This is a genomic window from Pseudomonas syringae group sp. 243L2, from assembly GCF_032587875.1.
Classification (GTDB): Bacteria; Pseudomonadota; Gammaproteobacteria; order Pseudomonadales; family Pseudomonadaceae; genus Aquipseudomonas; species Aquipseudomonas amygdali.
Genome location: NZ_JAWHPL010000040.1, coordinates 581166 through 605879 on the forward strand (window position 1 = coordinate 581166; position 24714 = coordinate 605879).

Sequence of the window (24714 nt, forward strand, 5' to 3'; positions counted from 1 at the left end):
TTTGCGGGTACTGCTGATCAAGACTTCTTCGCTGGGCGATGTGATCCATGCCTTGCCCGCACTGACCGATGCGCAGCGAGCGCTGCCCGGCATCCGCTTTGACTGGGTAGTGGAAGAGGGTTTCGCCGAAATTCCCGCCTGGCACCCGGCGGTCGACAAGGTGATCCCGGTGGCGATCCGCCGCTGGCGCAAGCACCTTTGGCAGACCTTCAGGTCGGGGGAGTGGCGGCGCTTCAAACAGCAGGTGCGCGAACAGCGCTACGATCTGGTGATTGATGCTCAGGGCTTGTTCAAAAGTGCCTGGCTGACACGTTATGTCGATGCGCCGGTGGCGGGGCTGGACCGCGACTCGGCACGCGAACCGGTCGCCAGTCGCTTTTATGACCGCGCTTTTGCAGTGCCACGCGGGCAGCATGCGGTCGAACGACTGCGTCAGTTGTTCGCTCAGGCATTGGGTTATCCACAGCCGTCCGGTATGGGCGACTACGGCCTCAAGCCGCTGGCGACTCTGGATGACACGTTGCAGGCTCCGTTCGTGCTGTTCCTGCATGGCACAACCTGGGGCACCAAGCACTGGCCCGAGTTGTACTGGCGACAACTGGCCGAACTGATGGCGGCTCGGGGCCTGCAGGTGCAATTGCCATGGGGCAACCCGGCAGAAAAGGCACGCGCCGAGCGCATTGCCGACGGTCTGGACAGCGCACACGTGCTGCCGAAATTGAATCTGGCGGGTGTAGCGCGGGTATTGGCCAGCGCACAGGCCTGCGTTGCGGTGGATACCGGAATCGGACACCTGGCCGCCGCACTGGACGTGCCGACCATTTCCCTGTTCGGCCCGACCAACCCGAGCCTGACCGGAGCGTATGGCAAGTCGCAGGTGCATCTGGCCAGCGACTATCCGGGCTGCACACCTTGCCTGCAAAAGAAATGCACGTACCAACCGACCGCCGATGATCAGCGCCGGTTCGACCTTAAACGCGAGTGGCCGATGTGCTTCACTCGTTTGAATCCCGAGCGAGTAGCGAGCCAACTGGGCGCGCTGTTGCTGGCAAAGGAACCTGGCTGATGCAACTGGCTTTTGTGCTCTACAAATACTTTCCGTTCGGCGGTCTGCAACGCGATTTCATGCGCATTGCGCTGGAGTGCCAGCAGCGCGGCCACCAGATCCGCGTCTACACCCTGATCTGGGAAGGCGATGTGCCGCCCGGTTTTGAAGTGCTGGTAGCGCCGGTCAAGGCGTTCTTCAATCATCGACGCAATGAAAAGCTCACGGCGTGGATGGAAGCAGACCTGGCCAGGCGCCCGGTGGACCGTCTGATCGGTTTCAACAAGATGCCCGGCCTGGATGTGTATTACGCCGCCGACGGCTGCTTCGAGGACAAGGCGCAGAACCTGCGCAGCCCGCTGTATCGCAAGTGGGGCCGTTATCGCCACTTTGCTGACTACGAGCGCGCGGTGTTTGCTAAAGACTCGAAAACTCAGGTGTTGATGATTTCCGAAGTACAGCAGCCGCTGTTCATCAAGCATTACGACACCCCGCCGTCGCGCTTTCATTTGTTGCCACCGGGCATTTCCCAGGATCGCCGCGCACCGCCGGACGCACCAGACATCCGTGCTGGCTTTCGCAAGGAATTCGGGCTTGCCGACGACGACCTGTTATTGGTGCAGATAGGCTCCGGTTTCAAGACAAAGGGCGTCGATCGCAGCCTGAAGGCGCTGGCGGCGTTGCCTGCCGAGCTCAAAAAACGCACGCGCCTGTTTGTAATCGGCCAGGACGACCCCAAAGTATTCCAGCTGCAGAGCGCGGCGCTGGGCTTGGGCGACCAAGTGACGTTCATGAAAGGGCGCAGCGATATTCCGCGTTTTCTGCTGGGCGCCGACCTGCTGATTCATCCGGCTTACAACGAGAATACTGGCACCGTATTGCTTGAAGCACTGGTCGCCGGTTTGCCGGTTCTGGTCAGTGCAGTCTGCGGGTACGCCCATTACATAGCCGAAGCTGACTGCGGGCGGGTGCTGGACGAGCCGTTCGATCAGGTGCAACTCAATCGCTACCTGTCGGACATGCTTGAGGATGATGACGCGCGCAGCGCCTGGGGTCGCAATGGCCTGGCCTTTGCTGACACGGCGGACCTTTACAGCATGCCGCAACACGCTGCGGATGTGATTCTGGCGGAGCACTATTGATGAAGCTGTTCCTGGCTGAACCGTTCAAGAGCCTGTGGGCCGGACGCGATGCGTTCGTCGAGGTCGAGGGCCTGAGCGGCGAGGTCTACCGCGAGCTTGAAGGACGCCGCACGCTGCGCACCGAGGTCGACGGGCGTGGTTATTTCGTCAAGATCCACCGTGGTATCGGCTGGGGTGAAATCGCCAAGAACCTGGCAACTGCCAAGTTGCCAGTGCTGGGCGCTGGCAAGGAGTGGGACGCCATCGAGCGTCTGCATGAAGTCGGCGTCCCGACCATGACGGCCGTGGCCTATGGTGAACGTGGCAGCAACCCTGCCGCGCAGCATTCGTTTATTGTCACTGAAGAGCTGGCCCCGACTACCAGCCTGGAAGACGTCAGTATCAACTGGCGCAACGAGCCGCCGGAGCCCCGTCTGAAAAGAGCGTTTATCGCCGAAGTTGCCCGTTTGGTCGGTATGATGCACCGCGCCGGAGTGAACCATCGCGACTGTTACATCTGTCATTTTCTGTTGCACACCGACACGCCGGTCACCGCTGACGATTTCAGATTGTCAGTCATCGACCTGCACCGTGCCCAGACGCGTCGGGCAATAACACCACGCTGGCGCAACAAGGACCTGGCCGCGTTGTATTTTTCAGCGCTGGACATTGGTCTCACGCGACGCGACAAGCTGCGTTTTCTCAAGGGTTATTTCCAGAAACCGCTGCGCGAAATACTGCTCAAGGAAGCGCCGCTGCTGAGCTGGCTGGAGAAGAAGGCCGACAAGCTTTATCAGCGCAAAGTGCGCTACGGGGATGCACTCTGATGGCGGGCTGGAAGCTTGAGCCCGAGTACGCTTTTCTGCAGCAGGATTTCGGCAGTCTGGATTCCGTGTTTGCCTTGCAAGGCCAGCAGTTGACCCGAGACCCGCTGTCCGACGTCATCCGCGTCGAGCGCGCCGGGGTTTACTACTACGTCAAACGCTACGTAGGGGCGGGCAAAGGCCTGCGCCGTTACATCGGCAAGCCCAGGGTCAAGTCCGAGTGGCAGAACCTCAAGCGTTTTGCCAAATGGGGCATTCCCACGGCAGAAGTGGTGGCCTGGGGGCTGGAGCGCAACGGCGCAGCGTATGATCGCGGCGCACTGATCACTCGCGGCTTGCCCAATACCGAAGACTTGTCTGCGCTGGCGCAACGCAAGGATCCGCGACTGGCCGACCGGCAATGGGTCGACGCGGTAAGTCACCAGCTGGCTGCCTGTACCCGGACCATGCACGACAACCATTTCACACATAATGATTTGAAATGGCGCAACCTGTTGGTTGATGACAAAGGCCAGCTGTTTTTCATCGATTGCCCTAATGGCGCATTCTGGTGGAGCTTCATGCTGCGCTACCGGATCACCAAGGATCTGGCGTGCCTGGACAAGGTCGCGAAGTATCACTTGTCGGCCACCCAGCGCCTGCGCTTCTACCTGCAGTACCGTCAGCGAACGCGGTTGAACGCCTCCGACAAAAAACGTATCCGACATATCGTCAGCTTTTTCGAGGGCCGTGAATGAGCGTTTTTATTGCCAGTGCCGACCAGCCGTTACTGGCGCGTCACAACCTGGCTGATTTTGAATCGCTTTGGAACATCAGGCTCGATGCGGTCGACGAGCCCAATACCGGGCGCGGCGGCTGGAGCAGTGTGTTCCGCCTCGACCTGGAGGGTCAGGGTTTTTACCTCAAGCGCCAGAGCAATTACCTGACTCGCACGTTGCATCATCCGTTTGGCGAACCGTCCTTCTCTCGTGAGTTTCGTAACATCAGTCGCTATCGCAAGCTGGGTATTCCCGCGCTGCAAGCGGTGTTTTATGGCGAGCGCAAGGTCGACGGGGAACGCCGGGCGATCCTGATGACGCGTGCGCTGGACGGCTGGACCGATCTCGACGAACTGTTGCAGCAGTGGAACCAGATGGAGAGCGTGCAGCGTCTGGCGGTACTTCACGCCTGCGGCCAATTGGCCCGCACACTGCACGGTGCCGGGCAGGTTCATGGCTGCTTTTATCCCAAGCATATTTTTCTGCAGGCGGTGGGAAAGGGCTATCAGGCGCAACTGATCGACCTGGAGAAAACCCGTCCGGTGATCTTCGGCAAGCGTGATCTTGCCCGTGACCTGGAACCGCTGCTGCGCCGTGCGCCGATGTGGCATGAAGCCGAGCGCCGCGAGCTGTTGGCGGCATACCTGCAAGCCACTCCGGACAGCTTGCTGGTCGATGCCTGGAATGCGCGTTTGGGCAAGCGCAGCGCTCACAAACGTGACCTTCAACACCGCGATGATAAAGAGACCCGTTGATGCGCTTGTCTGAACTCAAGAATGCCGGACGTACCCCCGAGTTGCCGATGAGTCTGACGCTGGCCGATGCTGCCGGTTCGGCTGAACTGCAATTATTGACCCTGCTGCGGGTATTGCCGGGGCAGCGCTATGTGGGCGCAGGCGTTTGGCGAGGCCGAACGGTGCTGGCAAAACTGCTGGTGGGCGACAAGGCGGCCCGGCACTTTCAGCGTGAACTGGCCGGGGTGCGTCTGCTTGCCGAACAGGGGCTGACCACTCCGCTGCTGCTGGCCGACGGTTTGCAGGATGGCGAGGGTGGCTGGCTGCTGTTCGAGTTTCTGGAGCAGGCGTCAAGCCTGGGCGATGCCTGGAATGCTGTCCAGCACCTGCCACCGCTGGCGGATGAGCAGCAAGCCGTGCTCGGCGAGGCGCTGAGCGCCATCGCTCAACAGCACGCCAAAGGCTTGTGGCAGGAAGATCTGCATCTGGACAATCTGCTGCGCCACCAAGGCCGGCTGTACCTGATTGATGGTGCCGGCATTCGCGCCGAGCAGGCCGGCAAACCGTTGTCCCGGCAAAAGGTGCTGGAAAACCTCGGCGTGTTCTTCGCCCAGTTGCCCAGGTCTTTCGAGCCCTTCACTGAAGAGTTGCTGGTGCATTACCTGTTGAGCAACGCCGAACATGGTTTGCCGATGGAGGCGCTGCAAAAGCAGATCGACAAGGTTCGCAGCTGGCGGCTCAAGGACTTCATGGGCAAGACCGTGCGCGATTGCAGTCTGTTCAGCGTCGAGGACAGCGCTTCGGTGTTCCGTGCTGTTCGTCGCGAGGAAGAACCCGCGATGCTACCGGTGCTCGCTCAGGCTGATGCCCAGCTCGAAAGGGGCCATCTGTACAAGACCGGTGGTGCTGCGAGCGTCGGCCGTGTCGACATCAGTGGTCGTACGCTGGTCATCAAGCGTTACAACATCAAGAATTTCAGTCACTGGCTCAAGCGCTTCTGGCGTCCCAGCCGGGCCTGGCATTCATGGCGCGAAGGTAACCGCCTGATGTTTCTCGGCATCGCCACGCCAAAACCGCTGGCAGTTCAGGAAAAGCGTTTTCTCGGCTTGCGCAGCAAAGCCTGGCTGGTGACCGAGTTTATCGAGGGACCGGACATCATCGAGCGCTTCGCTCCCCATGTGGCAACCGGTGATGCACCAGAGGCCGAACTGCTGGCGCTGGACACGCTGTTCGCACAGCTTATCCAGGCGCGTATCAGTCATGGTGATTTCAAGGGGCATAACCTGTTCTGGCACACCGATCGCTGGGCGATGATCGACCTGGATGCCATGCAGCAGCACAGTTCTCAATCGTCCTTTGCAGCAGCCTACGCGCGTGACCGGGCGCGGTTTATGCGCAACTGGCCGGTGCAGAGTGCGCTGCACCAGATACTGGAGCAGCGCTTGCCGAAGATCACGCCAGACTGAGCCTGGCCTCTCAGGCAATGCGGGTGAGGTTCATCGCCTCGAGGGCCGTCACCAGCGCGTCCATGTCGTCGAAGGGTTTGAGGTGGATACGCGGCCAACGCACACGCTCCAGATACAGTTTGCCCTCGGCATTGCGCTGCACCGGTGTGCGATGAATCCATGTGTCACGAGCACGATGGACGATGGTCTGCAAATCGCCTTCGCCCTGTTGCACCAGAAACATTCCCGGCTTGAAGAGGCGTTTGTCAATGCTCAAGAGCCTGGCTGACTCTGGGCGCAACACTTCCATAGCCACTCGGTAATCGCCCTTGATGTAGACCTGTTCATTGGTTATGCCTCCCGTAACAAGCTCTCCCGGATCCGGTACTACGCCGGTCGATTTCCCTGGTGCCACATCGATAACCCGCAGACCGATCCCTCCTTGCAGTTCTGCAATACCGGGTACCACGCCCTGGTAGGTATTGGAATGGCTGTTGCCAACCAGCGCGATCCATTTGTGGGAACCCATCACGTCCTGATGCCTGCGGATTGTGCGCGACGCAAAGTAATTCATCATCTGCTGGCGGGTGATGGACTCTTCTCTGGCAATACCTTTGAGGTGATAGCTGCTTGCGCAGTCGATAGCGCGGACCTCCAGGCCGTACTGCCGCGCCTTGATGATCAGTTGTTCGAAGTTATAGACCTTGTCCGGATCGGTGTGATGCCCACGGTCCAGGATTTTCAGGTCATGCAGCAACGTTTTGCTCATCTGGCCGGTTTCGAAGAAACGATCCAGGTCCGCCTGATGCAGGTCGGTCAGCAGGTGCTCCATGTACAACGTCTTGACGTTTTGCCGCGCCAGCAATGGCAGGTTGTCGATGATCAGTTTTTTGCTCGAAACAGAAAAATGCGACTCGCCGATAACAATGCCTTCCGTGTGACGGTACAGGGTTTCAAGCAGCCCCGCCGTGCTCGTCTGTGGCTCGATGGCTGGCAATGTCGGGCGAGGTGGCAGTTGGGCCGATCTGATTGTGGCGGCGTCCTTTTGCAGATTTTTGCGGCGCTGGGCGAACGTATTGCGAACAGTGTCGAGTTTTGTGTCTTCAAAGAAATACTCCATGTCGAGCCCTTTCCTTTCGAAGTTCGCCAATGTATGAAGCGTCGTTCTGGTATCAAGCGGCATCTCATAGGTCGCGTCGGCCAAGGATTGCTGGATCGCTGTCATCGGGCTGTCGGCAGTCCACTCTTCGGGTGGTACGCGTAGCCAGGTAGTGTTTTCGCCGTGGACAAACCCGTACTGGCCCGCCCAATGCTCGCCCTCGGCAACGGAGCCCCTCAGCTCGCGGATCAGCATGTCATCCACAGGGGTGGCGGGGGGCAGCGGAACGCCCGGCAGTGCAGGGTCGGCAAACGCAATGGTGAAGTCACAGCGAGTCGGCGTGTTTTGATGCGGCCCGTCGGTACCTTCACTTATGCGGGTCGGGCGTCCTGCCGGTATGTCCTGAACATGCACACTGACGACTCCTTGCATCTCGGCAATGCCGGGCACCTGATCATGCGTCGTGGCAAGTTTCTGGTCGAGCAGTGCGACCCAGCGTTTGGAAGAGCCGGGTGCGATGTCCTGGCTGATGAGCCTGTGCCCGAAGAAGTTGCTCATTTTGCTGGCCGCTGCCGGATCATCAGCGGCGGCCAGCACCGAATGGCCGAAAAACGGGTAGCTTATCGACGAGCTGAACGGGCGCACTTCGATGCCGTGACGGTGGGCTTCCTTGATCAGGTGGTAGTAGTCGTATTCGCTGCTCGAGTTGTTCAAGGCGCCGCGATTGACGTCGTGCAGGTAGTACTTGAGCTCATGAGAGCCAGAGCGACTCTTTTTGCCCAACTGGCGATATCTGGCCAGTTTGCGCAGGTGTTTGTCGGTGAGCAGGTGTTCGATGTACAGGACCTCGACACGCTGCTCTGCGAGCAATGGCATGTTGAGCAGGAGCAGGCGCTTGCTGGCTACCGACTTTGGGGCCTCGCTGAAAACCAACCCGTTGCTGTGCGTGAAGATGTGCTCGATCAGCGTCTCGACTCTACCGGGCAGGCCATAAGCGGGCAGTGTCGGCCTGGGCGGCGGAGAAAATCGGGCAAAAAATGCCTGAGCGTCCTGGTAGAGCTTTTCCCGAAACGCTGTAAAGGTCTGGCGTATTTCCGTGAAATAGGTCTCGAAATAGATTTCCAGACCTGCGCCGGTCGGGTCAAAGACTTCCTTGCTGATGACGATGTCCAGATGCGCTCTCATGGTGCTTGGCATCTCATAGTCGATCAACGTGTTGAGCGAGCCTGCGGCGGCATCTTCAGGCAGTGGCCTATAGTTCCCCGGACCGTCCAGCCCGCCGCCGCGCAAGCGCCGGTCGACGACCAGCCACTGGCCCTGTTCATTCAGGCGAACCGGCTGTTTGCCGAAGAATGCGAATGGATTGGCCGGATCGATGATCTGCCAGCAGCGCAGATGCGCATCGTATTGAACCTGAAAGGTGTTGCCTGACAACCTGATGTAATTTTTTCCGTTGAGTGCGTACACGCCTTTCGCGTGGCCGTCGGTGCTACGTGGCACGTTATCCAGCGAAACGTCGACTGCCAGGTCGGTGCGCAGCCCGGAAGGCGCGCGCGCCACGGCGTTGGGCGGTGGCAGGAGCGGCTGCCAGGCACCAGCGGCTTCTCGCAGGGCGAACTGACCGGTTGCCATAGGGGGCGCCGAGGCGACGTGGGGTGCATGGAAAACTGCGGCGTGACCATGGGCGTTGGGCTTGCCGATCAGAAAAACCTGCTCCTGCAGTTCAACCGGGTACAGGTCCTCGTAACGCGGCAGCGAGGACTGGCGCTGGAACGAGCGCAGGACCGGCGCTGATTGATGACCGTGCTCAAGCTGATGCAATACGCCGCCGAAGCCCTTAATGCCAACCAACAAGTCGCTGCCTGCGCCGATGCCGTTGAAGAGTGCCGAGAGCATGTATGTTGCAGCGCGTTGCTGGTCGCCTTCAGTCAAGGCGGCAACTGCCTGCCCGCTGTCATGCAATGAAAGCAGGCTGCCAACCGCAAAGCTTGCCGGTGGGAACGGCAGGGTCAAGGCGGTAGCAATTATCTCGACGCTGACCCGGATCAGCCGGACGAGCATGTCGTTGCGGCCGGTGGTGGTCTCTTCCACATCACGCAACCTGCGCTCCAGCGGCCTGTTGAAACAGGTGTCGGCGAAGTCTGAAATGAATGCCTTGGGAATGACCGGAGGTTTGTTGGCCTTACCCTGCTGCATGTCGCGGAGCAAGAACGACAAGGTTCGGCGCGTCTTGATCCGGCAGCGATCCTTGTAGTAATCGATCATGCCTTCGCTAACGAGCGAGCGCACAAAGTCGCTGAACAGACGAAACTCGATACCGTCAGGCGCCTGCGGCGTGTAGAGCAGCGCAGCATGGCGAGTCTGTGTCGGCAGGATCACCAGGCAGCCCTGCACGGTTTCGACGTGGGTGAGCAGCGTGCTGGGAATGACCAGTTGATCGACGCCGGTCAGCCCCGAGGCGATAAACGGTTTGTCCACATGCACTTGCAGCGGGTAGAGGGGATATCGCTCGCGGGAGGCGGTGTCGTCAAGGTGGGCGTTATCCAGAGATTGTTTCAACCACGCATAGTGCGCTGCTTCGATATGACCTTTCAGCACGCTGCGCAATGCCGCTGCCTGCATCTGCAGTTGCGTGATTATCACGCTGAACTGGCGACGATAGGCATAGCCTTCGCTTTCGCTGTTCAGCAGGGTGTTTCTGATCAAGGCAATGTACTCGTCCGCCAGCCACTGACCGCGCACCGAACCTGCAACGGCAGCAGCTGACAGCGCGCTCACGTCGATGCCTTCCGGGCCGCTGAACGTCGCGTTGGTTGCTGCGGAAGCACGCAAGGGGTCAATGCTGTCGTCATAGCCATTGAGCAGCATGTCGGTGTAGGTCAGTGTTTCGCGCTCGGTGGTAATTACGATCAGGTCGGGGTCTACCGTGCCGGCTGGTACGTTCAGCAGCTTGCCGATTTGCTGGCTGGCACGTTGGTGTACGTAATCCTTGAATGGCTTGACTCCGGTGTGTGGCTGCGCCTGATAGTTGTCGAGCGCTCCGCCAATGGCCTGTTCAAGGGCCAGCAGTTCCCGGCGCTGAGCGCGACTGGCGCGCAGGTACCAGTCCGGCGTATGCCTGGCCTGTTCGGAAAGCAATATGCGGGTCTGTTCGTCGGTAAAGCGGCGCAAGGCCGACTCGCAGTCCGCATGATCAATAAACTGAATGAAGTCTTTCGAAGGCTGGGGTTTGAGTGCCAGTGCCGTCAGTTGCTCTGCCAGTGCCGCACGGGCATCCACTTCCACCTGATCGAGCAGGTAGTTGACCATTGATGGCGAAGCAGTCCAGCCGACCACCTCGTGCAGCAGTTGGGTTTCAGTGTCGAAGGCTTTGAAGTACTGCTGCCCGGGTGCATCGGTAGCGACCATGATCAGCCGCTGCGTACGCCCCTCGGCACCCTGCTTGCGAAACACCAGCAATCTGGCCATCACGTTGCGGTTGTTGAGTTTGATCTGTTGTACACGCAATGCTGGATCGGATGCGCGCGCTGCCGGGCCGGTCAGTGCCGCGACCATGGCGAAATCACCGGGCTGGATATGCCCCTGCATCTTCGCTGCCCAACCCTGCGCGGTCAGTCGGGTTCGCGCCAGTGCGCAGAGCATTTGCCGGTTGTGCTCTTGCTGGTAAGCCTTGCGTTGAAACTCGCCAAACTCCGCCCGCAGATCGAGCTCATCGATCACTCCGGCAAGGTAAGCCGGATTCAATGCCGAGCAGGCTGCATCAAGCGGTTTGCCATCAAGAGTGATAACGGTGTGATCGAGAAAGTCCGAGCCTGCACTCTCGTCTTCCGGGTGCAGGCCATAGAGTGCCAGCTCGACCAGTGAGCATGTCACGCGGTAGGTCTCGCTCGTGGATGGCAGCAAGCGCCGCGTGTCGATGGTCAATGCGCGTGGGTCCAGGTCATGGCCCAGGTCATCGGCCAGCCGGGTGCGCAAACGTGCTTCGGCAAAATGTTCTGGAGAGGCCGCGATGCCCAGTACGCTTAGCATCGCTGCATGCGCCTCATCGTAGTGTCGCAAGTGCCAGGCATAGGTCTGCAGGTCGGCTTCGCTGGCAATCTTCATCCAGTCCGGCAGGCTTCGATGATACTGACGTTGCCTGTTGGTCAGTTCGCGCAGTTCGAGCATGTAGGCAGGGCCAAGCAGGCCGCGCATGTCGATGGCTGCCTGAATCAGCGCCTGACGTGTTGCCCGGTCTTCAGTATCAGGTCGTTCGCACGCATGGCGAATGTCATTGCGCTGCTTGTTCAGCAGGCGATCCAGGGCATGCATGAAGGGGGTGGTGGTGACCGGCTGTAGTTGCAGGTCTTCAGCCTTGAATGGCTCAAGGTAAAGGTCGGCGTCCTGGATGATCTTGAAAAGCTGATCTTGATGACGCCTTTCCATCGTGTTCAGAAGAGCATCCTGCAACGTCGCTGTGTTGAGCCAGCGCGCCAGGGTTGCGAGCATCAGGGCCTGCGTGGCAAAGCCCATGATACCGAGCCCGGGTAACATCAGCAGCGTGCGTCCCTGTTCCTCGGATATCGCCAGCGCGCCTGCCATTTCAACGTGTTCGTCATCGTGCAGTTGCACATGCAGCGAGGCGGAAGTGAGCGCCGGGCTTTGATCGGGCGAGTCCGGCAGGCAGACAAGATAGCCACTCTCCAGATCACGCTCGTGAATCCTGACGCTGGCTTCATCACGCAAGGCTCGCTGCAAGGCAGGTACAAGCCGGTCGCGGCGGCTTTCAGCGTTTTTGCCAGGGTCTGTCCAGTAGTCATCGGTCTGTTGCAGCAGGCTGAATATTTCCAGTTCCCGTTCAGAAACATCGGAACCGCCAAGCGCAGTCAACAGCGCTTCGCCCGGGCCAGGCTGGGCCTTCAGCTCGATGGCCAGAAGTGTGCGCAGTTCATCGAGCCTTTTCAGTGCGGCGGAGGCGGCAGGCCAGGTATCGGCAGGTTTCAGTGGTGTAGGCGTTATAGCCAAAGAGGACAGTGTTTGTGTCATGACAGGCGTTCCATTGCGCGCTTCAGGCGCTGAGGTTTGAGCGACGGCCGTAGGGCCGGCGACGATGGGCCTCAATTAATCAGAAGCAACGGGCGTCAGGTCGTAGATAGTTATTGATGCTGAGAAAGAGATGTTTCCTACGCCGTCTGGCGGGCATCCCCGATGACATTTCAGCGCGTCGAGCCAATCCTTGGTCATTACGTTATAATCCCGCCCTTTAGCTGCCCTCAGCCCGCTGTGCGGGGGCACACCTTTTCTCGGGCGCAATGCGCCTGCATGCAGACTAAAGAGGCTAGACCCTAGTGGCATTGACGATCCTTGGCCTGTCCGGCGCCCTTAGCCATGATCCTTCCGCAGCGCTTTATATCGACGGCAAGCTGATAGCAGCGGCTGAAGAAGAGCGCTTCGTTCGTGACAAACACGCGAAGAACCGCATGCCCTACGAGTCGGCAAAGTTCTGTCTGGAACAGGCAGGCATCAAGCCTTCGGACGTCGACGTGGTTGCAATTCCGTTCGCCCCCATCAGCCTGTTCGGCAAGGCCCGCTGGCACTACGCCAAGCGCTACTGGTACGCGCCGGATCGCGCCCTTGATGCGTTGCTGATGGGCAACCGCCGCTATAAGCGCTACCGCAACAAGATCGTCTGGTGCCTCGAGCAGCTGGGCTTCGATCCGAAAAAGATCAAGATCGAGCCGGTCGAGCATCACCTGGCCCACGCATCCAGCGCCTACCACTGCTCTGGTTTCACCGAGAAGACCGCGATCATGGGCATCGACGGCAAGGGTGAGTACGCCACGACCTTCTTCGGCTATGGCGAAAACGGCAAGATCCACAAGATCAAGGAATTCTTCGATCCGGACTCGCTGGGCGGCCTGTATGGCGCTATCACCGAATTCCTCGGTTTCGAGATGCTCGACGGCGAATTCAAGGTGATGGGCATGGCACCGTACGGCGATGCCAGCAAGTATGATTTTTCGCGTCTGGCCACGTTCGAGAACGGCGAGCTGATCATCAATACCGAGCTGGCCAATGTCATTGGCCTGCGTCGCTATAAAGAGAACGGCAAGGGCTTCTACTTCTCGCCGAAGCTGATCGAGTGGCTCGGCCCGAAACGCGTTGGCGACGTAGCCGACGAGCCCTACATTCACTATGCCGCGAGCATGCAGGCACTGTTCGAAAAGCTCGCGTTGCAGATGATGGATCACTACCTGGGTGACATCCTCAAGGAGACCGGCAAGATCGCTTTCGCCGGTGGCTGTGCGCTGAACGTCAAACTCAACCAGCGCATCATTGCCCGTCCTGAAGTCAAGGAACTGTTCGTGCAGCCTGCGTCCGGCGATGCCGGTACGGCGGTCGGTGCCGCGGCTTATGTGTCCCACGCTCGCGGTGTGCCGGTCGAGAAGATGGAACACGTCTACCTTGGCCCGGCGTACAGCAACGAAGACGTGATCGCAGCCTGTGCCCGTCACCCGAGCAAGCCGGTCTGGCGTCAGATCGACAATACGCCACAGCGGATTGCCGAAATCATGGTCAAGGGCAACCCGGTTGCCTGGTTCCAGGGACGCATGGAGTTCGGTCCGCGTGCGCTGGGTGGTCGCTCGATCATCGGTTGCCCGAGCGTTACCGGGGTAGCCGACCGTATCAACCATCAGATCAAGTTCCGCGAGCGCTGGAGGCCTTTCTGCCCGTCGATGCTCGACACCGTCGCGCCGCAGATGATCAAGATCGATCACCCGGCACCGTTCATGACCTTCACCTTCGAAGTGGCGGAAGAGTGGAAAACCCGTGTTCCGGAAGTCGTCCATGAAGACGGCACTTCCCGTGCCCAGGTGCTCAAGCGCGAATACAACCCGCGCTACTACGACATGATGAAGGCGCTGGAAGAACTGACCGGCAATGGCGTTTCCCTGAACACCTCGCTCAACCGCCGTGGCGAACCGATGATCTGTTCGCCGACCGATGCGCTGAACATGTTCTTCGGCTCGGACCTCGAGTACCTGATCATGGAAGACATCCTGGTGGTCAAAGAGGGCGTCGAGGCTTATGACACGCTCGGTTGAACGTCACGTACTGCAGTTCTGTCACGGCTATGACGGGCCGTTTCTAGACTGCGCGCGGCAATACGCCAGCCTGTTCGCCGGCAAGGGTTATCGGGTGACGACGGTGTTTCTGACCGGCGCCGCCGACCCCGACGTGGTCGCCGACTGCGGCTCGGAAGAAGTGCTGTTCATGGAATACAGCTCCAGTGCCATTCGTGGCCTGAAGCTGGGTGCCATCCGTGACCTGCGCAAAATTGCCGCGACGCGCTCGTTCAGCTTTTGCATCGCGCATCGCTTCAAGCCGGTGTACATCGCCCTGTTGGCGACGAAGTTGCCGGTCATCGGTGTGCATCATGCGTTCGGCGATTATCAACGGCGCAGTCGCAAGCTGTTCGCCAACCTGTTTCGCAAGCGCCTGAGCCTGCTGGGTGTTTCCGATGCAGTTCGTGACGATATGCGCAACAGCCTGCCCAAGTGGTCGGCCGAACGTATTCAGACCCTGTACAACCGGATCGATGTCGAGCAACTGCAGGGCAGTCAGTTTTCCGCTGAAGATGCTCGCGCAGAGCTGGGTCTGTCGGCATCGGCCTGGATTGTCGCCAACGTCGGTCGCCTGCATCCCGACAAGGATCAGGCCACGCTGTTGCGCGGTTTTGCCGAGGCTCTGCCCAATCTTCCCGAGAACAGCCAGCTGGTGATTCTCGGCAAGGGCCGCCTGGAAGAAAACCTCAAGGCGCTTGCGCTGGAGCTGGGCATTGGTCCGCAGGTGCTGTTTCTTGGGCAGGTGCCTGACGCCCGCCGCTACTTCAAGGCGTTCGATGTATTCGCCCTGAGCTCTGACCACGAGCCGTTCGGTATGGTCCTTCTGGAGGCGATGGTGGCCGGTGTGCCACTGGTTGCAACGTCCTGCGGCGGCGCGAAGGAAGTGGTCGAAGACGTGGGTCTGCTGTTCCCGCTGGGTGATGTTCACAGCCTGGCGCACGGCCTGGTACACATGGCCGGTCTTGACGCCGAGCAGCGTCAGGACTGCGCCGAGCGCATGTTGCTGCGTTTGCGCGAACGCTTTTCCGATCATGCTGTGCGCGATGTCTTCTGGCGGCTGCCGCAAGTCTCCAGCCTGACGGCGGGGGCCTGATGCTCAATCGATTCAAAGGCTGGCGCGAGCGTGGCTGGGTGCAGATCGACGCGGCTGCTTACGAGCAGGCATGGCAACGGTTGGGTGGCAGCGTAGCCACTCATCCGCTGGTCGTTGCGCGCCTGTCGGCGTTTTCCGGTATTGCTGTGCGTTATCTGGCCTGGGAGCAGGGCGGCGAAGTAAAGGCAGCGATTGCCACCTGGGGGCGTTCGCTGGCGCTGTCCAAGGACGAACTCAAGCGTCACGGCAAGAAAGGCCTGTTCGACCTGGGCAACGCCGAACTGATTTTGCCGGTGGCCGACGATATTCAGGTCCCGGTCCGCCATCGTGCCCGCTATGTGTCTGCGCTCAACGAGGGCCGCATCAGCACCTTCAGGCCGCAGACCGAATCGCTGGCGATGGCGCGTACGCCTGAAGAACTGTCCAAGAAATTTCGTTACAACCAGCGTCGTGAACTTCGCTTGCTGGAGGAGGCTGGCGGCACGGTAAGACCTGTCAGCGAGTTCAGCAGCGCCGAGCTGGCGAGTATGTATTGCGATCTGTTTCAGCGTCGCTGGGGCTTTGAGGCCACCGGTGCCCGGCACAAGGCCGAGGTCATCGAGCTGTTGCGTGAACTGCTGATCGGTTCGGTGGTGTTTCTCAACGATGCGCCGATTGCCATTCAACTGGTGTATCGCGTCGAAGCGCCGCAGTGGGTCAGCATCGAGTACGTCAACGGCGGTGTCGATCCCGAAACCCGGGACTTTAGCCCAGGCAGCGTGCTGAGTTTCGTCAATACCCAGTCCGCCTGGGAGAACGCCCGCGCCTTGGGCAAATCACTGCGTTTTTCCTTTGGTCGTGCCGACCGCGAGTACAAGGACCGATGGTGCAACCCCGTTCCGGTGTTCCAGATTTGAGTCGCAAGCAACAGTTGCTCAAGCGCCATCGCCGTAACAAGCGGCTGGCGTTACTGGGTGGCCTACTGCTGTTGATTGCCATCGGCGTGTTGACGGTCTGGTGGCTGGTGCCGCTGCTGGCTGTGTGTGCCTGGGTCGCTCATGAGGCCTGGTTTGCCGATCATCTGTTCTATTCGCCATCTGACGACTATCAGTACACCTTTGCTGCCGACAGCGAAGTGCCGGGCGTCCGCCTGGACGGCGGCACGTTGCTGATCGACCCCGCCGTGCAACTGAACGGCGACGAAACATTGATACTGGCACTGACAGTAAAAAGCACCTGGCTGGGACGTTTTCTCGATCCGGTGGTCGAGCTGCAAGGTCAGGGCCTGAGTGACCGGCAGGCCTTCGAGCGTGGTGTCTGCGGCGTGCGTTATCTGAACCTGACCGGTCTTGGCGAGCCGCTGGCTGCGGGTGCCCTGCAATTGCGCGGGCATTTCTGTCGTCTTGCTGGTACGCCGCGCCTCTGGCTGTTTCGTCAGGCGGATGCGCGAAAGCAGCGTGTCATGGTCATCGCACCGCATGCCGACGATGCCGAGCTCGCCGCGTTCGGGCTTTACAGCCAGGCCGATGAAGCCTGGATTGTCACGCTGACCGCCGGTGAGATCGAGGCTGAACATTATCGCCAGATGGGCATGCAGCGCGCCGAAGCTGCGCGCATGAAAGGCCGGTTGCGCGCCTGGGACAGCATCGCCGTCGCACGTTGGGGCGGTGTGCCTGAGTCTCAGTGTGTGCAGTTGGGTTATTTCTGCCTGCAGTTACCCGCCATGCAGGCCGCGCCGGATACGCCGGTCGCTTCGCGTGAGGCGGATCTGACCGATACGCGGTTGTTTCGCCAGTTCAATACGCTGCCATTGCCCGGCGATGACGGCCTGCCAACCTGGAATAACCTGCTCGCCGACCTGCGTGCACTGGTCCTCAAGGCCAGGCCGCAGGTTATTGTCATGCCGCACCCGGCCATCGATCCGCATCCCGACCATATCTGTGCCCAGGCAGCCGTGCGTGAAGCGCTGGCCGGTCTTGAATGGCAGCCAGACGTGGTGCTCGGTTACGCCAACCACTTGCACGACAACGACCGTTGGCCAATGGGCGATGCCTACAGTGGCATCAGCCTGCCGCCGGTATTCGATGCCAGTCTGCCGCTGGTACCGTACAGCCTGCACTTATCGGTTGCGGCCCAACGCGACAAGGCAATGGCGCTGGGTATGATGCATGACCTGTTGCCGCCGATGCCGTTCAAACGCCGTGTGCGCCGTACGTTGCAACGCGTTCTGGCCGGTCGCCACTGGCCGGCCGAAGGCGAAAACGAATTCTTCCGCAAAGCTGTGCGACGACACGAGTTGTTCTGGCGCAGCCGTGACATCTGATTCAGCAGGCGCAGTACTGCAAGGAAAACCATGAAAGTTCTACTTCTGGTCCAGAAAGAGCAGCGTGCGATTCTGGACCGTCTCTATGACGGCATCGCGGCACACTGCGAATGCGATGTGCGCTGGCTGAGTTCCGCGGAGCAACGCAACCTGCGTGGCTATTTCCGCCGCGAAGTGGACGTCAGCCGTTATGACCGGATCGTGTTTTTCCTGCGCTTCAAGCAGGAAGTGCGTCAGGTCGGGTTCATCCGCACGATTCCCAACCTGGTCATCCTTGAACACGATGCCTACCAGAACTACATTCCTTGCAAATACACCGGCAAGTTCAGTGCGCACTATCGCAAGCTGCCTTGGGCGCGGGTGATCTGCTCGGGGTTCATGGTCAGCGAGCGCCTGCGCCAGGAAGGCTTCGACGCGGTGTTCGTGCCCAAGGGCTATGACCAGAGCCTGTTGCAATTGCAGGCGCGTGAGCGTGACATCGAACTGGCGTTCGTGGGCAGCACCAACAGTGTGGCCTACAGCGGCCGCAAGGCGTTGCTGGATGAGTTGGGGCAGGTCGAGAATCTGCTCGTCACGCGTACCAAGTCCGGGGAAGAGTATTGCGACACCCTTAACCGCATCCGCTTTTTCGTCAGTGCCGATGTCGGCATGGGCGAGTACATGATCAAGAATTTCGAGGCCATGGCCTGCGGTTGCGTGCTGCTGGCCTTTGATCAGGGCGCTGAAGAAAACCGCGCGCTGGGCTTTGTCGACATGCACAACATCGTGCTCTATCGCGACATTCCCCAGCTTCGTGAAAAGCTGGCGAAGTTGCGCGAGAACACCGTGCTGGCCAGCGAAATATCCTGTAATGGGCAGACTTTGGTCGAAGAACGCTTTACATTCCATGCCCTTGGAAAAGCCATCGTGGACGCAATGCATTCGCCGCTGCGCAGCATGCCGGCGATGAGCTGGCTCGACCGCCTGCGGTCACGATTGGGGTGGTAGGGAATTATGAATATTCAATGATTGGGAACGAATGATGGTATTCAGCGAAAACAGCGACATTACGCTGGTTGTCACCAGTTGTGGTCGGTTCGACCTGTTGAAGCGCACTCTGGAAACGTTCGACCATTTCAACACTGCGCCCATACGCCATGTGCTGATTACCGAAGACTCCGGCGATGCCCGGGTCCAGGCGTGCATTCCCGAGCACTGGCACCCGCATACGCGCTTCATCATCAACAACCCCAAGCTGGGGCAGATGCGCTCTGTCGATGCGGCCTATTCGCTGATCGAAACGTCCTGGGTGTTCCATTGCGAAGACGACTGGGATTTCTACCGCCCGCACTTCATCGAAGAGTCGATGACGCTGCTGGAACACGACCCTCAGGCCTTGCAGGTCTGGTTGCGCAGCTACAATCATGATCTGCGTATTCACAGCCCCTATGTTTATCTGAACGAGCGTGAAGTGGTCGAAGGTATCCCGTTTTACAAGCTGGGCTCGCACAAGCCGGAGTGGCAGGGTTTTTCCTTCAATCCCGGGCTGCGCCGCCTGGCTGATTACCAGCAGCATGCGCCGTATGCCGAGCATGGTGGCGAGAAGAAACTTTCACAATTATTCGCGTCGCAAAACCGTTACGCTCTGATTCTGGAAAATGATGCCGTATTGCACACCGGGTTCGGTGAGCATGTGGTGGTGCCGCAGGAGCGGCTCGACAAACAGCGTCGCAAGCGTCGTGATCGCGTCAAGCTGATCATCGCTGTGCTTGCTGGTCTGGTAACAGGTTGGTTGCTCAATAATGTCAGTTGACCGAATCACAATCCCCAGCAACAAAGTACAGACGTATTTCACCGTAGCGATTGTAGTCTTCCTGCTGAGTTTCATTCTTAACCCGTCAGCCAAGATCACCAACAATCTGTTTTACGCATTCACCGCCTTGCCGGGCTTGTTCTTCTTGATCAAGTACCGCGGCGCCGGGGTGTTTGCAGAGCCGCTGGGCATAACCTGGGCTGTATTCATGGCGTGTTTTCTGGTGCCGGCGCTGCAAGCGCAGGAGTTCCAGTATTACAAGCATATTGTCTACGTCAGCCTGTTTGTCTTTGTCGTGGCCGGTATTACGGAAAACGGTTTCTTCCGGCGCGGTTTGTTCGTGCGCGGCATGTTCTGGGCCATCTGCCTGTACATTCTGCTCAGCAGCATTTACAGCTGGGTAACCGGGAAATTCGAGTTCGGTCAGCGTGTGGCCATTCTTCCGGGGCGTATGGAGAATGTGATCTACACCAGCGCATGGCTGGTTTGCAGCCTCGCCCTGGCACTGCCGCTATGGGCCAGAGAGCGGCGCTGGATTGAAGCGGTGTCTGCAGTTCTTGTTACTCTGGTGTTAACGGCTTTCGTCGTCCAGACCCGCACCGCGCTGGTGGGCGCAGCCTTCCTGTTTGCCATCTGCACAGCATATTCGCTTTACCGCTTTCCACTGCGCACTGCCGTGGCCTTGCTGGTGGCGGGCGTTGTGGCTGCCATAGGTTTCTGGCTTGTGAAGGATGAGCAGTGGGTCGCTCTGCTGATGGTCAGAGGTGACTCCTATCGCGTCGAGCTGTTTGAAATCATGACCGGTGAATGGCGTCGCTGCGGCTGGGTGCTGGGTTGTGGTGTCGATTTTTATACCACCCAGACTCTGACGGGCGGTATGCCCATTCAGCATCCGCACAACATTTTCGTGTCGCTGGGGCTGTACACCGGCGCGGCTTCGCTGGTGATGTTTCTGGTCGTGATGGCGATGACGCTGTGGAACGCCTTGCGCAACGGTGATGCCTGGGGCCTTTACCTGGCCTGTGCGCTGTTGATGCTCAACTTTGACGGTGGCCAGTTGGTCGGTAACCCGGATGAGCTCTGGGTGCTGGTGTTGTTACCGGCAACGATGGTGCTGGGCCGTATTGTGCAGGCGCATCGGCTCAGGCAGCAGCAGTAAGATAAAAAATGGCCGCTTCGAAAGCGGCCATTCTTTTAGTGAAAGCGTTACTGAATAGCCTGGACCAGTTCGCTGGTGTCGCACAGGCTCTGAGCGCTCATATAGCCATCCAGAAACGCCGGGTTGCCGTTATCCAGCAGCCATTGGCGATCTTCCTGATAGCGCAACATGTGTTTGAAGTTGCGCAAGCGAAGGCTTTTGCGCAATGCGCGGCGATAGGTTTTCATGTCGGCAATGTCGATCAGGCCGAGGCTGCCTTCCGGTGTGAGGATAACGTTGCCAAGATGGGCCGAGCGAAAGTAGATGCCCTTTTCATGCAGGTGAGCAATGAAGCTTCCCAGTTGCCTGCGCAGCTTGTCGTCGGCCACCGCACTGCCCAATAGCTGGCGCAGGGTGAAGCCTGCCAGCGGATCATAATGCACTGCATCGCGCTCGATTTCGGCGATGCGGCTTACCGAGCGTATGCGCGGGCAGGGAATGCCGCGTTTGATCAGCGTTTCACAGTTGTCTGCGAAGCGTTGGGCATAGGGATACCAGGCTGCCGAGCTGACAAGGCGTTTGCGGCGAAACAATTTCAACATGGAGCCGTCACGCAGACGTAGTACTTTGTCGCCCGTGCCATCGGCTTCAAGCACTTCGGCACCTTGAACCAGATCAAGGTAATGGGCGTGGTCAAGCGCTTGCATCGATACTCCGGTTTTTACGCCCCAAGGGCTACTGGTCGTCATACAGAAGCCGGATTTGCAGGCTTCAAGCAGCGGTCAGAAACCCTTGGGAATGGACGAGCCGCCTATGTTACCGCAGCAGGCAGCCGCGAAAACTGCTGTGATACAATTCGGCCTCTTTTTAATACGACGGATTCTCATGACAACCACCGAATCGTCCTCGACTTCCAGCGTGAAAATCTATTTCCGTTTGTTGTCTTATGTGCGTCCGTATGTGGGCATCTTCCTGCTCAGCATCATTGGTTTCGTGATCTTCGCCTCGACCCAGCCAATGCTTGCCGGCATCCTGAAATACTTCGTCGATGGCCTGACCAACCCTGAAGCCGTGCTGTTCCCCAATGTGCCTTATCTGCGTGAGCTGCAACTGTTGCAGGCAGTGCCGTTGCTGATCGTTCTGATCGCCGCATGGCAGGGGCTTGGCTCTTTCCTGGGTAACTACTTCCTGGCCAAGGTGTCTCTCGGGTTGGTCCATGACCTGCGGGTGGAGCTGTTCAACAAGCTGCTGGTACTGCCCAATCGTTACTTCGATACCACCAACTCCGGCCACCTGATCTCGCGTATCACGTTCAACGTCACGATGGTCACCGGTGCCGCCACCGATGCCATCAAAGTGGTGATTCGTGAAGGTCTGACCGTGGTGTTCCTGTTCATCTATCTGTTGATGATGAACTGGAAGCTGACTCTGGTCATGCTCGCCATCCTGCCGCTGATTGCCGTCATGGTCGGCAGTGCAAGCAAGAAATTCCGCAAGCAGAGCAAGAAGATTCAGGTAGCGATGGGCGATGTTACGCACGTTGCCTCGGAAACCATTCAGGGCTATCGCGTGGTACGCAGCTTCGGTGGCGAGTCCTACGAACAGAACCGCTTCGCTCAGGCCAGTGACAGCAACACACGCAAACAACTGCGCATGACCAAAACCGGTGCCATCTATACGCCGATGCTGCAACTGGTGATCTACAGCGCCATGGCGGTGCTGATGTTTCTGGTGCTGTTCCTGCGAGGCGATGCTACCGCGGGCGATCTGGTTGCCTATATCACTGCGGCCGGTCTGCTGCCCAAGCCGATTCGCCAGCTGTCGGAAGTCAGTTCGACGATCCAGAAAGGCGTCGCTGGGGCCGAGAGCATCTTCGAACAACTGGACGTGGAAGAAGAAGTCGATACCGGCACCATCGAGCGTGATCGCGTGACCGGCCACCTTGAGGTGATGAACCTCAGCTTCTTCTACCCGCAGACCGAGCGTCAGGTGTTGAACGACATCAGTTTCTCCGCAGCGCCTGGGCAGATGATTGCGCTGGTAGGCCGTTCCGGCAGCGGTAAATCGACCCTGGCCAACCTCATACCGCGTTTTTACGGGCACGAGATGGGCAACATCCTGCTCGATGGCGTCGAAATCAACGACTACCGTTTGCGCAACCTGCGCAAGCACATCGCCCAGGTCAACCAGAACGTCACGCTGTTCAACGACACGATCGCCAACAACATTGCCTATGGCGATCTGGCAGGTGCCCCGCGTGCCGACATCGAAGCGGCCGCCGCTGATGCCTACGCCAAAGAGTTCATCGACCAGTTGCCGCAGGGGTTCGATACTCAGGTGGGCGAAAACGGCGTGCTGCTGTCCGGTGGTCAGCGGCAGCGTCTGGCCATTGCTCGCGCACTGCTTAAAAACGCACCGCTGCTGATCCTCGACGAAGCCACGTCGGCGCTCGACACCGAGTCCGAACGCCACATCCAGGCGGCCCTGGATCACGTCATGAAGGGCCGAACCACGCTAGTCATCGCTCACCGCCTTTCGACCATCGAAAAGGCCGACATGATTCTGGTCATGGACGCCGGGCAGATCGTCGAGCGCGGCACGCATACCGAGCTGTTGGCCCAGAACGGCTATTACGCCCGTCTGCATGCCATGGGTCTGGACGAGCCGGCACCTGTCGGCGCAGTCTGACCTCGCTTTCACCGGGCGGGCCCCTGCGGCCTGCCTGCCTTCGGGCGGTGTGATTCAACAGCCTGTCGGTTATAAACCCCTGTGCTAAGATTCCGCCCCTGTCTATTTTTAAAGTACGGGTAGTTCCATGAAGTTATCCATGCCGCGCTTTGATCAGGCCCCTGTCCTGGTGGTTGGCGATGTGATGCTCGACAGATACTGGCATGGCGGCACCTCGCGTATTTCCCCTGAAGCGCCGGTGCCTGTGGTCAAGGTCGATCAAATCGAAGACCGTCCGGGCGGCGCTGCCAACGTGGCCTTGAACATCGCTGCACTGGGCGCACCGGCTTCGCTGGTCGGTGTGACGGGTGACGACGAGGCCGCAGAAAGTCTGGCCAACAGCCTGAAAGCAGCGGGTGTGCTGGCGCGTTTTCAGCGCATTGCCAATCAGCCCACTATCGTCAAGCTGCGTGTTATCAGTCGCCATCAGCAGCTACTGCGTATCGACTTCGAAGAGGCGTTCAATACTGACCCGCTGGCACTGAGTGCAGAGGTCTACAGCCTGCTGGATGGCATCAAGGTGCTGGTCCTGTCCGATTACGGCAAGGGCGCGCTGAGAAACCATCAGGCACTGATTCAGGCTGCCCGCAAACGCGGTATCCCGGTGTTGGCTGATCCCAAGGGCAAGGATTTCACGATTTATCGCGGTGCCAGCCTGATTACGCCGAACCTCAGCGAATTCGAAGCGATCGTCGGGCATTGTGAAGACGAGGCACAGCTGGTCACCAAAGGCGCGCAGCTGATGCAGGAGCTTGACCTGGGCGCTCTGCTGGTGACCCGTGGTGAACATGGCATGACCCTGCTGCGTCCTGATCAGCAGGCGCTGCACCTGCCAGCCCGCGCTCGGGAAGTGTTCGATGTGACCGGCGCCGGTGACACGGTTATTTCCACTCTCGCAGCAGCGATTGCTGCGGGCGAGGAACTGCCGCATGCGGTGGCGCTGGCCAATCTGGCAGCAGGCATTGTGGTCGGCAAGCTGGGTACTGCAGCCATCAGCGCCCCGGAACTGCGCCGCGCTATTCAGCGCGAAGAAGGTTCCGAACGCGGCGTGCTGGGGCTGGAGCAACTGTTGCTGGCGGTCGATGATGCGCGCGCGCACAAAGAGAAAATCGTCTTCACCAATGGCTGCTTCGACATCCTCCACGCAGGTCACGTGACCTACCTGGAGCAGGCGCGGGCGCTGGGTGATCGTCTGATCGTTGCCGTCAACGATGATGCGTCTGTCAGCCGCCTGAAAGGGCCGGGCCGTCCGATCAACAGTGTCGACCGGCGTATGGCCGTGCTGGCAGGGTTGGGTGCAGTGGACTGGGTGATCAGCTTCCCTGAAGGCACCCCTGAAAATCTGCTGAGTCACGTCAAACCGGACGTACTGGTAAAGGGCGGTGATTACGGCGTTGACCAAGTGGTCGGTGCCGATATCGTCCAGGCGTACGGTGGCGATGTGCGTGTGTTGGGGCTGGTGGAAAACAGCTCGACTACGGCAATTGTCGAGAAGATCCGCGGGCAGGGATAGTTTTTAGCTGCAAGCCG

Annotated in this window: 17 protein-coding genes; 15 read left to right on the top strand and 2 right to left on the bottom strand. The window is 59.3% G+C overall.

Annotated features, from left to right (window positions below):
* The first annotated feature begins 1 nt into the window (after position 1).
* Genes waaC through RYB66_RS25665 form a run of 6 tightly spaced genes read left to right on the top strand, consistent with a single transcriptional unit; the run spans position 2 to position 5948 of the window.
* The gene (waaC, locus tag RYB66_RS25640) at positions 2-1066 is read left to right on the top strand and encodes a lipopolysaccharide heptosyltransferase I (protein ID WP_316895801.1); all 1065 of its coding nucleotides are present in this window, start codon (positions 2-4) and stop codon (positions 1064-1066) included.
* The gene (locus tag RYB66_RS25645; RefSeq protein WP_044295605.1) at positions 1066-2187 is read left to right on the top strand and encodes a glycosyltransferase family 4 protein; all 1122 of its coding nucleotides are present in this window, start codon (positions 1066-1068) and stop codon (positions 2185-2187) included. Before waaC ends, RYB66_RS25645 begins: the two co-directional genes overlap by 1 nt.
* A complete protein-coding gene (gene rfaP / locus RYB66_RS25650; RefSeq protein WP_057460327.1) occupies positions 2187-2993 on the top strand; it encodes a lipopolysaccharide core heptose(I) kinase RfaP in 807 nt (268 codons plus the stop codon). The genes RYB66_RS25645 and rfaP overlap by 1 nt, the downstream gene beginning before the upstream one ends.
* Positions 2993-3727 carry a lipopolysaccharide kinase InaA family protein gene (locus tag RYB66_RS25655; RefSeq protein ID WP_004666427.1) on the top strand — a complete coding sequence of 245 codons (735 nt, stop codon included), beginning with the start codon at positions 2993-2995 and terminating at the stop codon, positions 3725-3727. Before rfaP ends, RYB66_RS25655 begins: the two co-directional genes overlap by 1 nt.
* A complete protein-coding gene (locus tag RYB66_RS25660; RefSeq protein WP_004654511.1) occupies positions 3724-4503 on the top strand; it encodes a lipopolysaccharide kinase InaA family protein in 780 nt (259 codons plus the stop codon). Before RYB66_RS25655 ends, RYB66_RS25660 begins: the two co-directional genes overlap by 4 nt.
* The gene (locus tag RYB66_RS25665; protein WP_316895807.1) at positions 4503-5948 is read left to right on the top strand and encodes a lipopolysaccharide kinase InaA family protein; all 1446 of its coding nucleotides are present in this window, start codon (positions 4503-4505) and stop codon (positions 5946-5948) included. The genes RYB66_RS25660 and RYB66_RS25665 overlap by 1 nt, the downstream gene beginning before the upstream one ends.
* Positions 5949-5958: 10 nt before the next feature.
* Here RYB66_RS25665 and RYB66_RS25670 read toward each other — a convergent pair whose 3' ends face one another.
* Positions 5959-12051, bottom strand: a complete 6093-nt coding sequence (locus RYB66_RS25670; RefSeq protein ID WP_316895809.1) for a membrane-targeted effector domain-containing toxin — start codon at positions 12049-12051, stop codon at positions 5959-5961.
* Between the two features lie 302 nt (positions 12052-12353).
* Here RYB66_RS25670 and RYB66_RS25675 point away from each other — a divergent pair, with 302 nt between their 5' ends.
* The 7 genes from RYB66_RS25675 to RYB66_RS25705 are packed head-to-tail and all read left to right on the top strand — an operon-like array spanning position 12354 to position 20478.
* Complete coding sequence (locus tag RYB66_RS25675; protein WP_002551776.1) at positions 12354-14111, top strand: carbamoyltransferase; 1758 nt, start codon at positions 12354-12356, stop codon at positions 14109-14111.
* Positions 14095-15225: a glycosyltransferase gene (locus RYB66_RS25680; protein WP_316895811.1), complete on the top strand. Its 1131-nt coding sequence runs from the start codon at positions 14095-14097 to the stop codon at positions 15223-15225. The genes RYB66_RS25675 and RYB66_RS25680 overlap by 17 nt, the downstream gene beginning before the upstream one ends.
* Positions 15225-16121, top strand: a complete 897-nt coding sequence (locus RYB66_RS25685; RefSeq protein WP_002551778.1) for an antimicrobial resistance protein Mig-14 — start codon at positions 15225-15227, stop codon at positions 16119-16121. The genes RYB66_RS25680 and RYB66_RS25685 overlap by 1 nt, the downstream gene beginning before the upstream one ends.
* Entirely contained in the window at positions 16118-17527 is a 1410-nt protein-coding gene (locus RYB66_RS25690; protein WP_316895813.1) for a PIG-L family deacetylase, read from the top strand. Before RYB66_RS25685 ends, RYB66_RS25690 begins: the two co-directional genes overlap by 4 nt.
* A gap of 30 nt (positions 17528-17557) precedes the next feature.
* Entirely contained in the window at positions 17558-18514 is a 957-nt protein-coding gene (locus RYB66_RS25695) for a glycosyltransferase (RefSeq protein WP_004666424.1), read from the top strand.
* A gap of 31 nt (positions 18515-18545) precedes the next feature.
* Complete coding sequence (locus RYB66_RS25700) at positions 18546-19319, top strand: glycosyltransferase family 2 protein (protein ID WP_005778841.1); 774 nt, start codon at positions 18546-18548, stop codon at positions 19317-19319.
* Entirely contained in the window at positions 19309-20478 is a 1170-nt protein-coding gene (locus RYB66_RS25705; protein ID WP_016982611.1) for an O-antigen ligase family protein, read from the top strand. Before RYB66_RS25700 ends, RYB66_RS25705 begins: the two co-directional genes overlap by 11 nt.
* Before the next feature lie 47 nt (positions 20479-20525).
* On the opposite strand, the gene RYB66_RS25710 is transcribed toward RYB66_RS25705, so the two are convergent.
* A complete protein-coding gene (locus tag RYB66_RS25710; protein WP_005778844.1) occupies positions 20526-21164 on the bottom strand; it encodes a toluene tolerance protein in 639 nt (212 codons plus the stop codon).
* Positions 21165-21342: 178 nt separating this feature from the next.
* Between RYB66_RS25710 and msbA the strand changes: the two genes are divergently transcribed.
* The gene (gene msbA, locus RYB66_RS25715; RefSeq protein WP_316895816.1) at positions 21343-23145 is read left to right on the top strand and encodes a lipid A export permease/ATP-binding protein MsbA; all 1803 of its coding nucleotides are present in this window, start codon (positions 21343-21345) and stop codon (positions 23143-23145) included.
* 127 nt (positions 23146-23272) lie between these two features.
* The gene (gene hldE / locus RYB66_RS25720; RefSeq protein WP_011167538.1) at positions 23273-24697 is read left to right on the top strand and encodes a bifunctional D-glycero-beta-D-manno-heptose-7-phosphate kinase/D-glycero-beta-D-manno-heptose 1-phosphate adenylyltransferase HldE; all 1425 of its coding nucleotides are present in this window, start codon (positions 23273-23275) and stop codon (positions 24695-24697) included.
* Positions 24698-24714 lie beyond the last annotated feature (17 nt).

What these genes read in the sequence shown, in the direction of transcription:
- RYB66_RS25645 (WP_044295605.1), top strand. Translation starts at nt 1,066, where the DNA reads ATGCAACTGGCTTTTGTGCTCTACAAATACTTTCCGTTCGGCGGTCTG.
- rfaP (WP_057460327.1), top strand. Translation starts at nt 2,187, where the DNA reads ATGAAGCTGTTCCTGGCTGAACCGTTCAAGAGCCTGTGGGCCGGACGC.
- RYB66_RS25655 (WP_004666427.1), top strand. Translation starts at nt 2,993, where the DNA reads ATGGCGGGCTGGAAGCTTGAGCCCGAGTACGCTTTTCTGCAGCAGGAT.
- RYB66_RS25660 (WP_004654511.1), top strand. Translation starts at nt 3,724, where the DNA reads ATGAGCGTTTTTATTGCCAGTGCCGACCAGCCGTTACTGGCGCGTCAC.
- RYB66_RS25665 (WP_316895807.1), top strand. Translation starts at nt 4,503, where the DNA reads ATGCGCTTGTCTGAACTCAAGAATGCCGGACGTACCCCCGAGTTGCCG.
- RYB66_RS25670 (WP_316895809.1), bottom strand. Translation starts at nt 12,051, where the DNA reads ATGACACAAACACTGTCCTCTTTGGCTATAACGCCTACACCACTGAAA.
- RYB66_RS25680 (WP_316895811.1), top strand. Translation starts at nt 14,095, where the DNA reads ATGACACGCTCGGTTGAACGTCACGTACTGCAGTTCTGTCACGGCTAT.
- RYB66_RS25685 (WP_002551778.1), top strand. Translation starts at nt 15,225, where the DNA reads ATGCTCAATCGATTCAAAGGCTGGCGCGAGCGTGGCTGGGTGCAGATC.
- RYB66_RS25695 (WP_004666424.1), top strand. Translation starts at nt 17,558, where the DNA reads ATGAAAGTTCTACTTCTGGTCCAGAAAGAGCAGCGTGCGATTCTGGAC.
- RYB66_RS25700 (WP_005778841.1), top strand. Translation starts at nt 18,546, where the DNA reads ATGATGGTATTCAGCGAAAACAGCGACATTACGCTGGTTGTCACCAGT.
- RYB66_RS25705 (WP_016982611.1), top strand. Translation starts at nt 19,309, where the DNA reads ATGTCAGTTGACCGAATCACAATCCCCAGCAACAAAGTACAGACGTAT.
- RYB66_RS25710 (WP_005778844.1), bottom strand. Translation starts at nt 21,164, where the DNA reads ATGCAAGCGCTTGACCACGCCCATTACCTTGATCTGGTTCAAGGTGCC.
- msbA (WP_316895816.1), top strand. Translation starts at nt 21,343, where the DNA reads ATGACAACCACCGAATCGTCCTCGACTTCCAGCGTGAAAATCTATTTC.
- hldE (WP_011167538.1), top strand. Translation starts at nt 23,273, where the DNA reads ATGAAGTTATCCATGCCGCGCTTTGATCAGGCCCCTGTCCTGGTGGTT.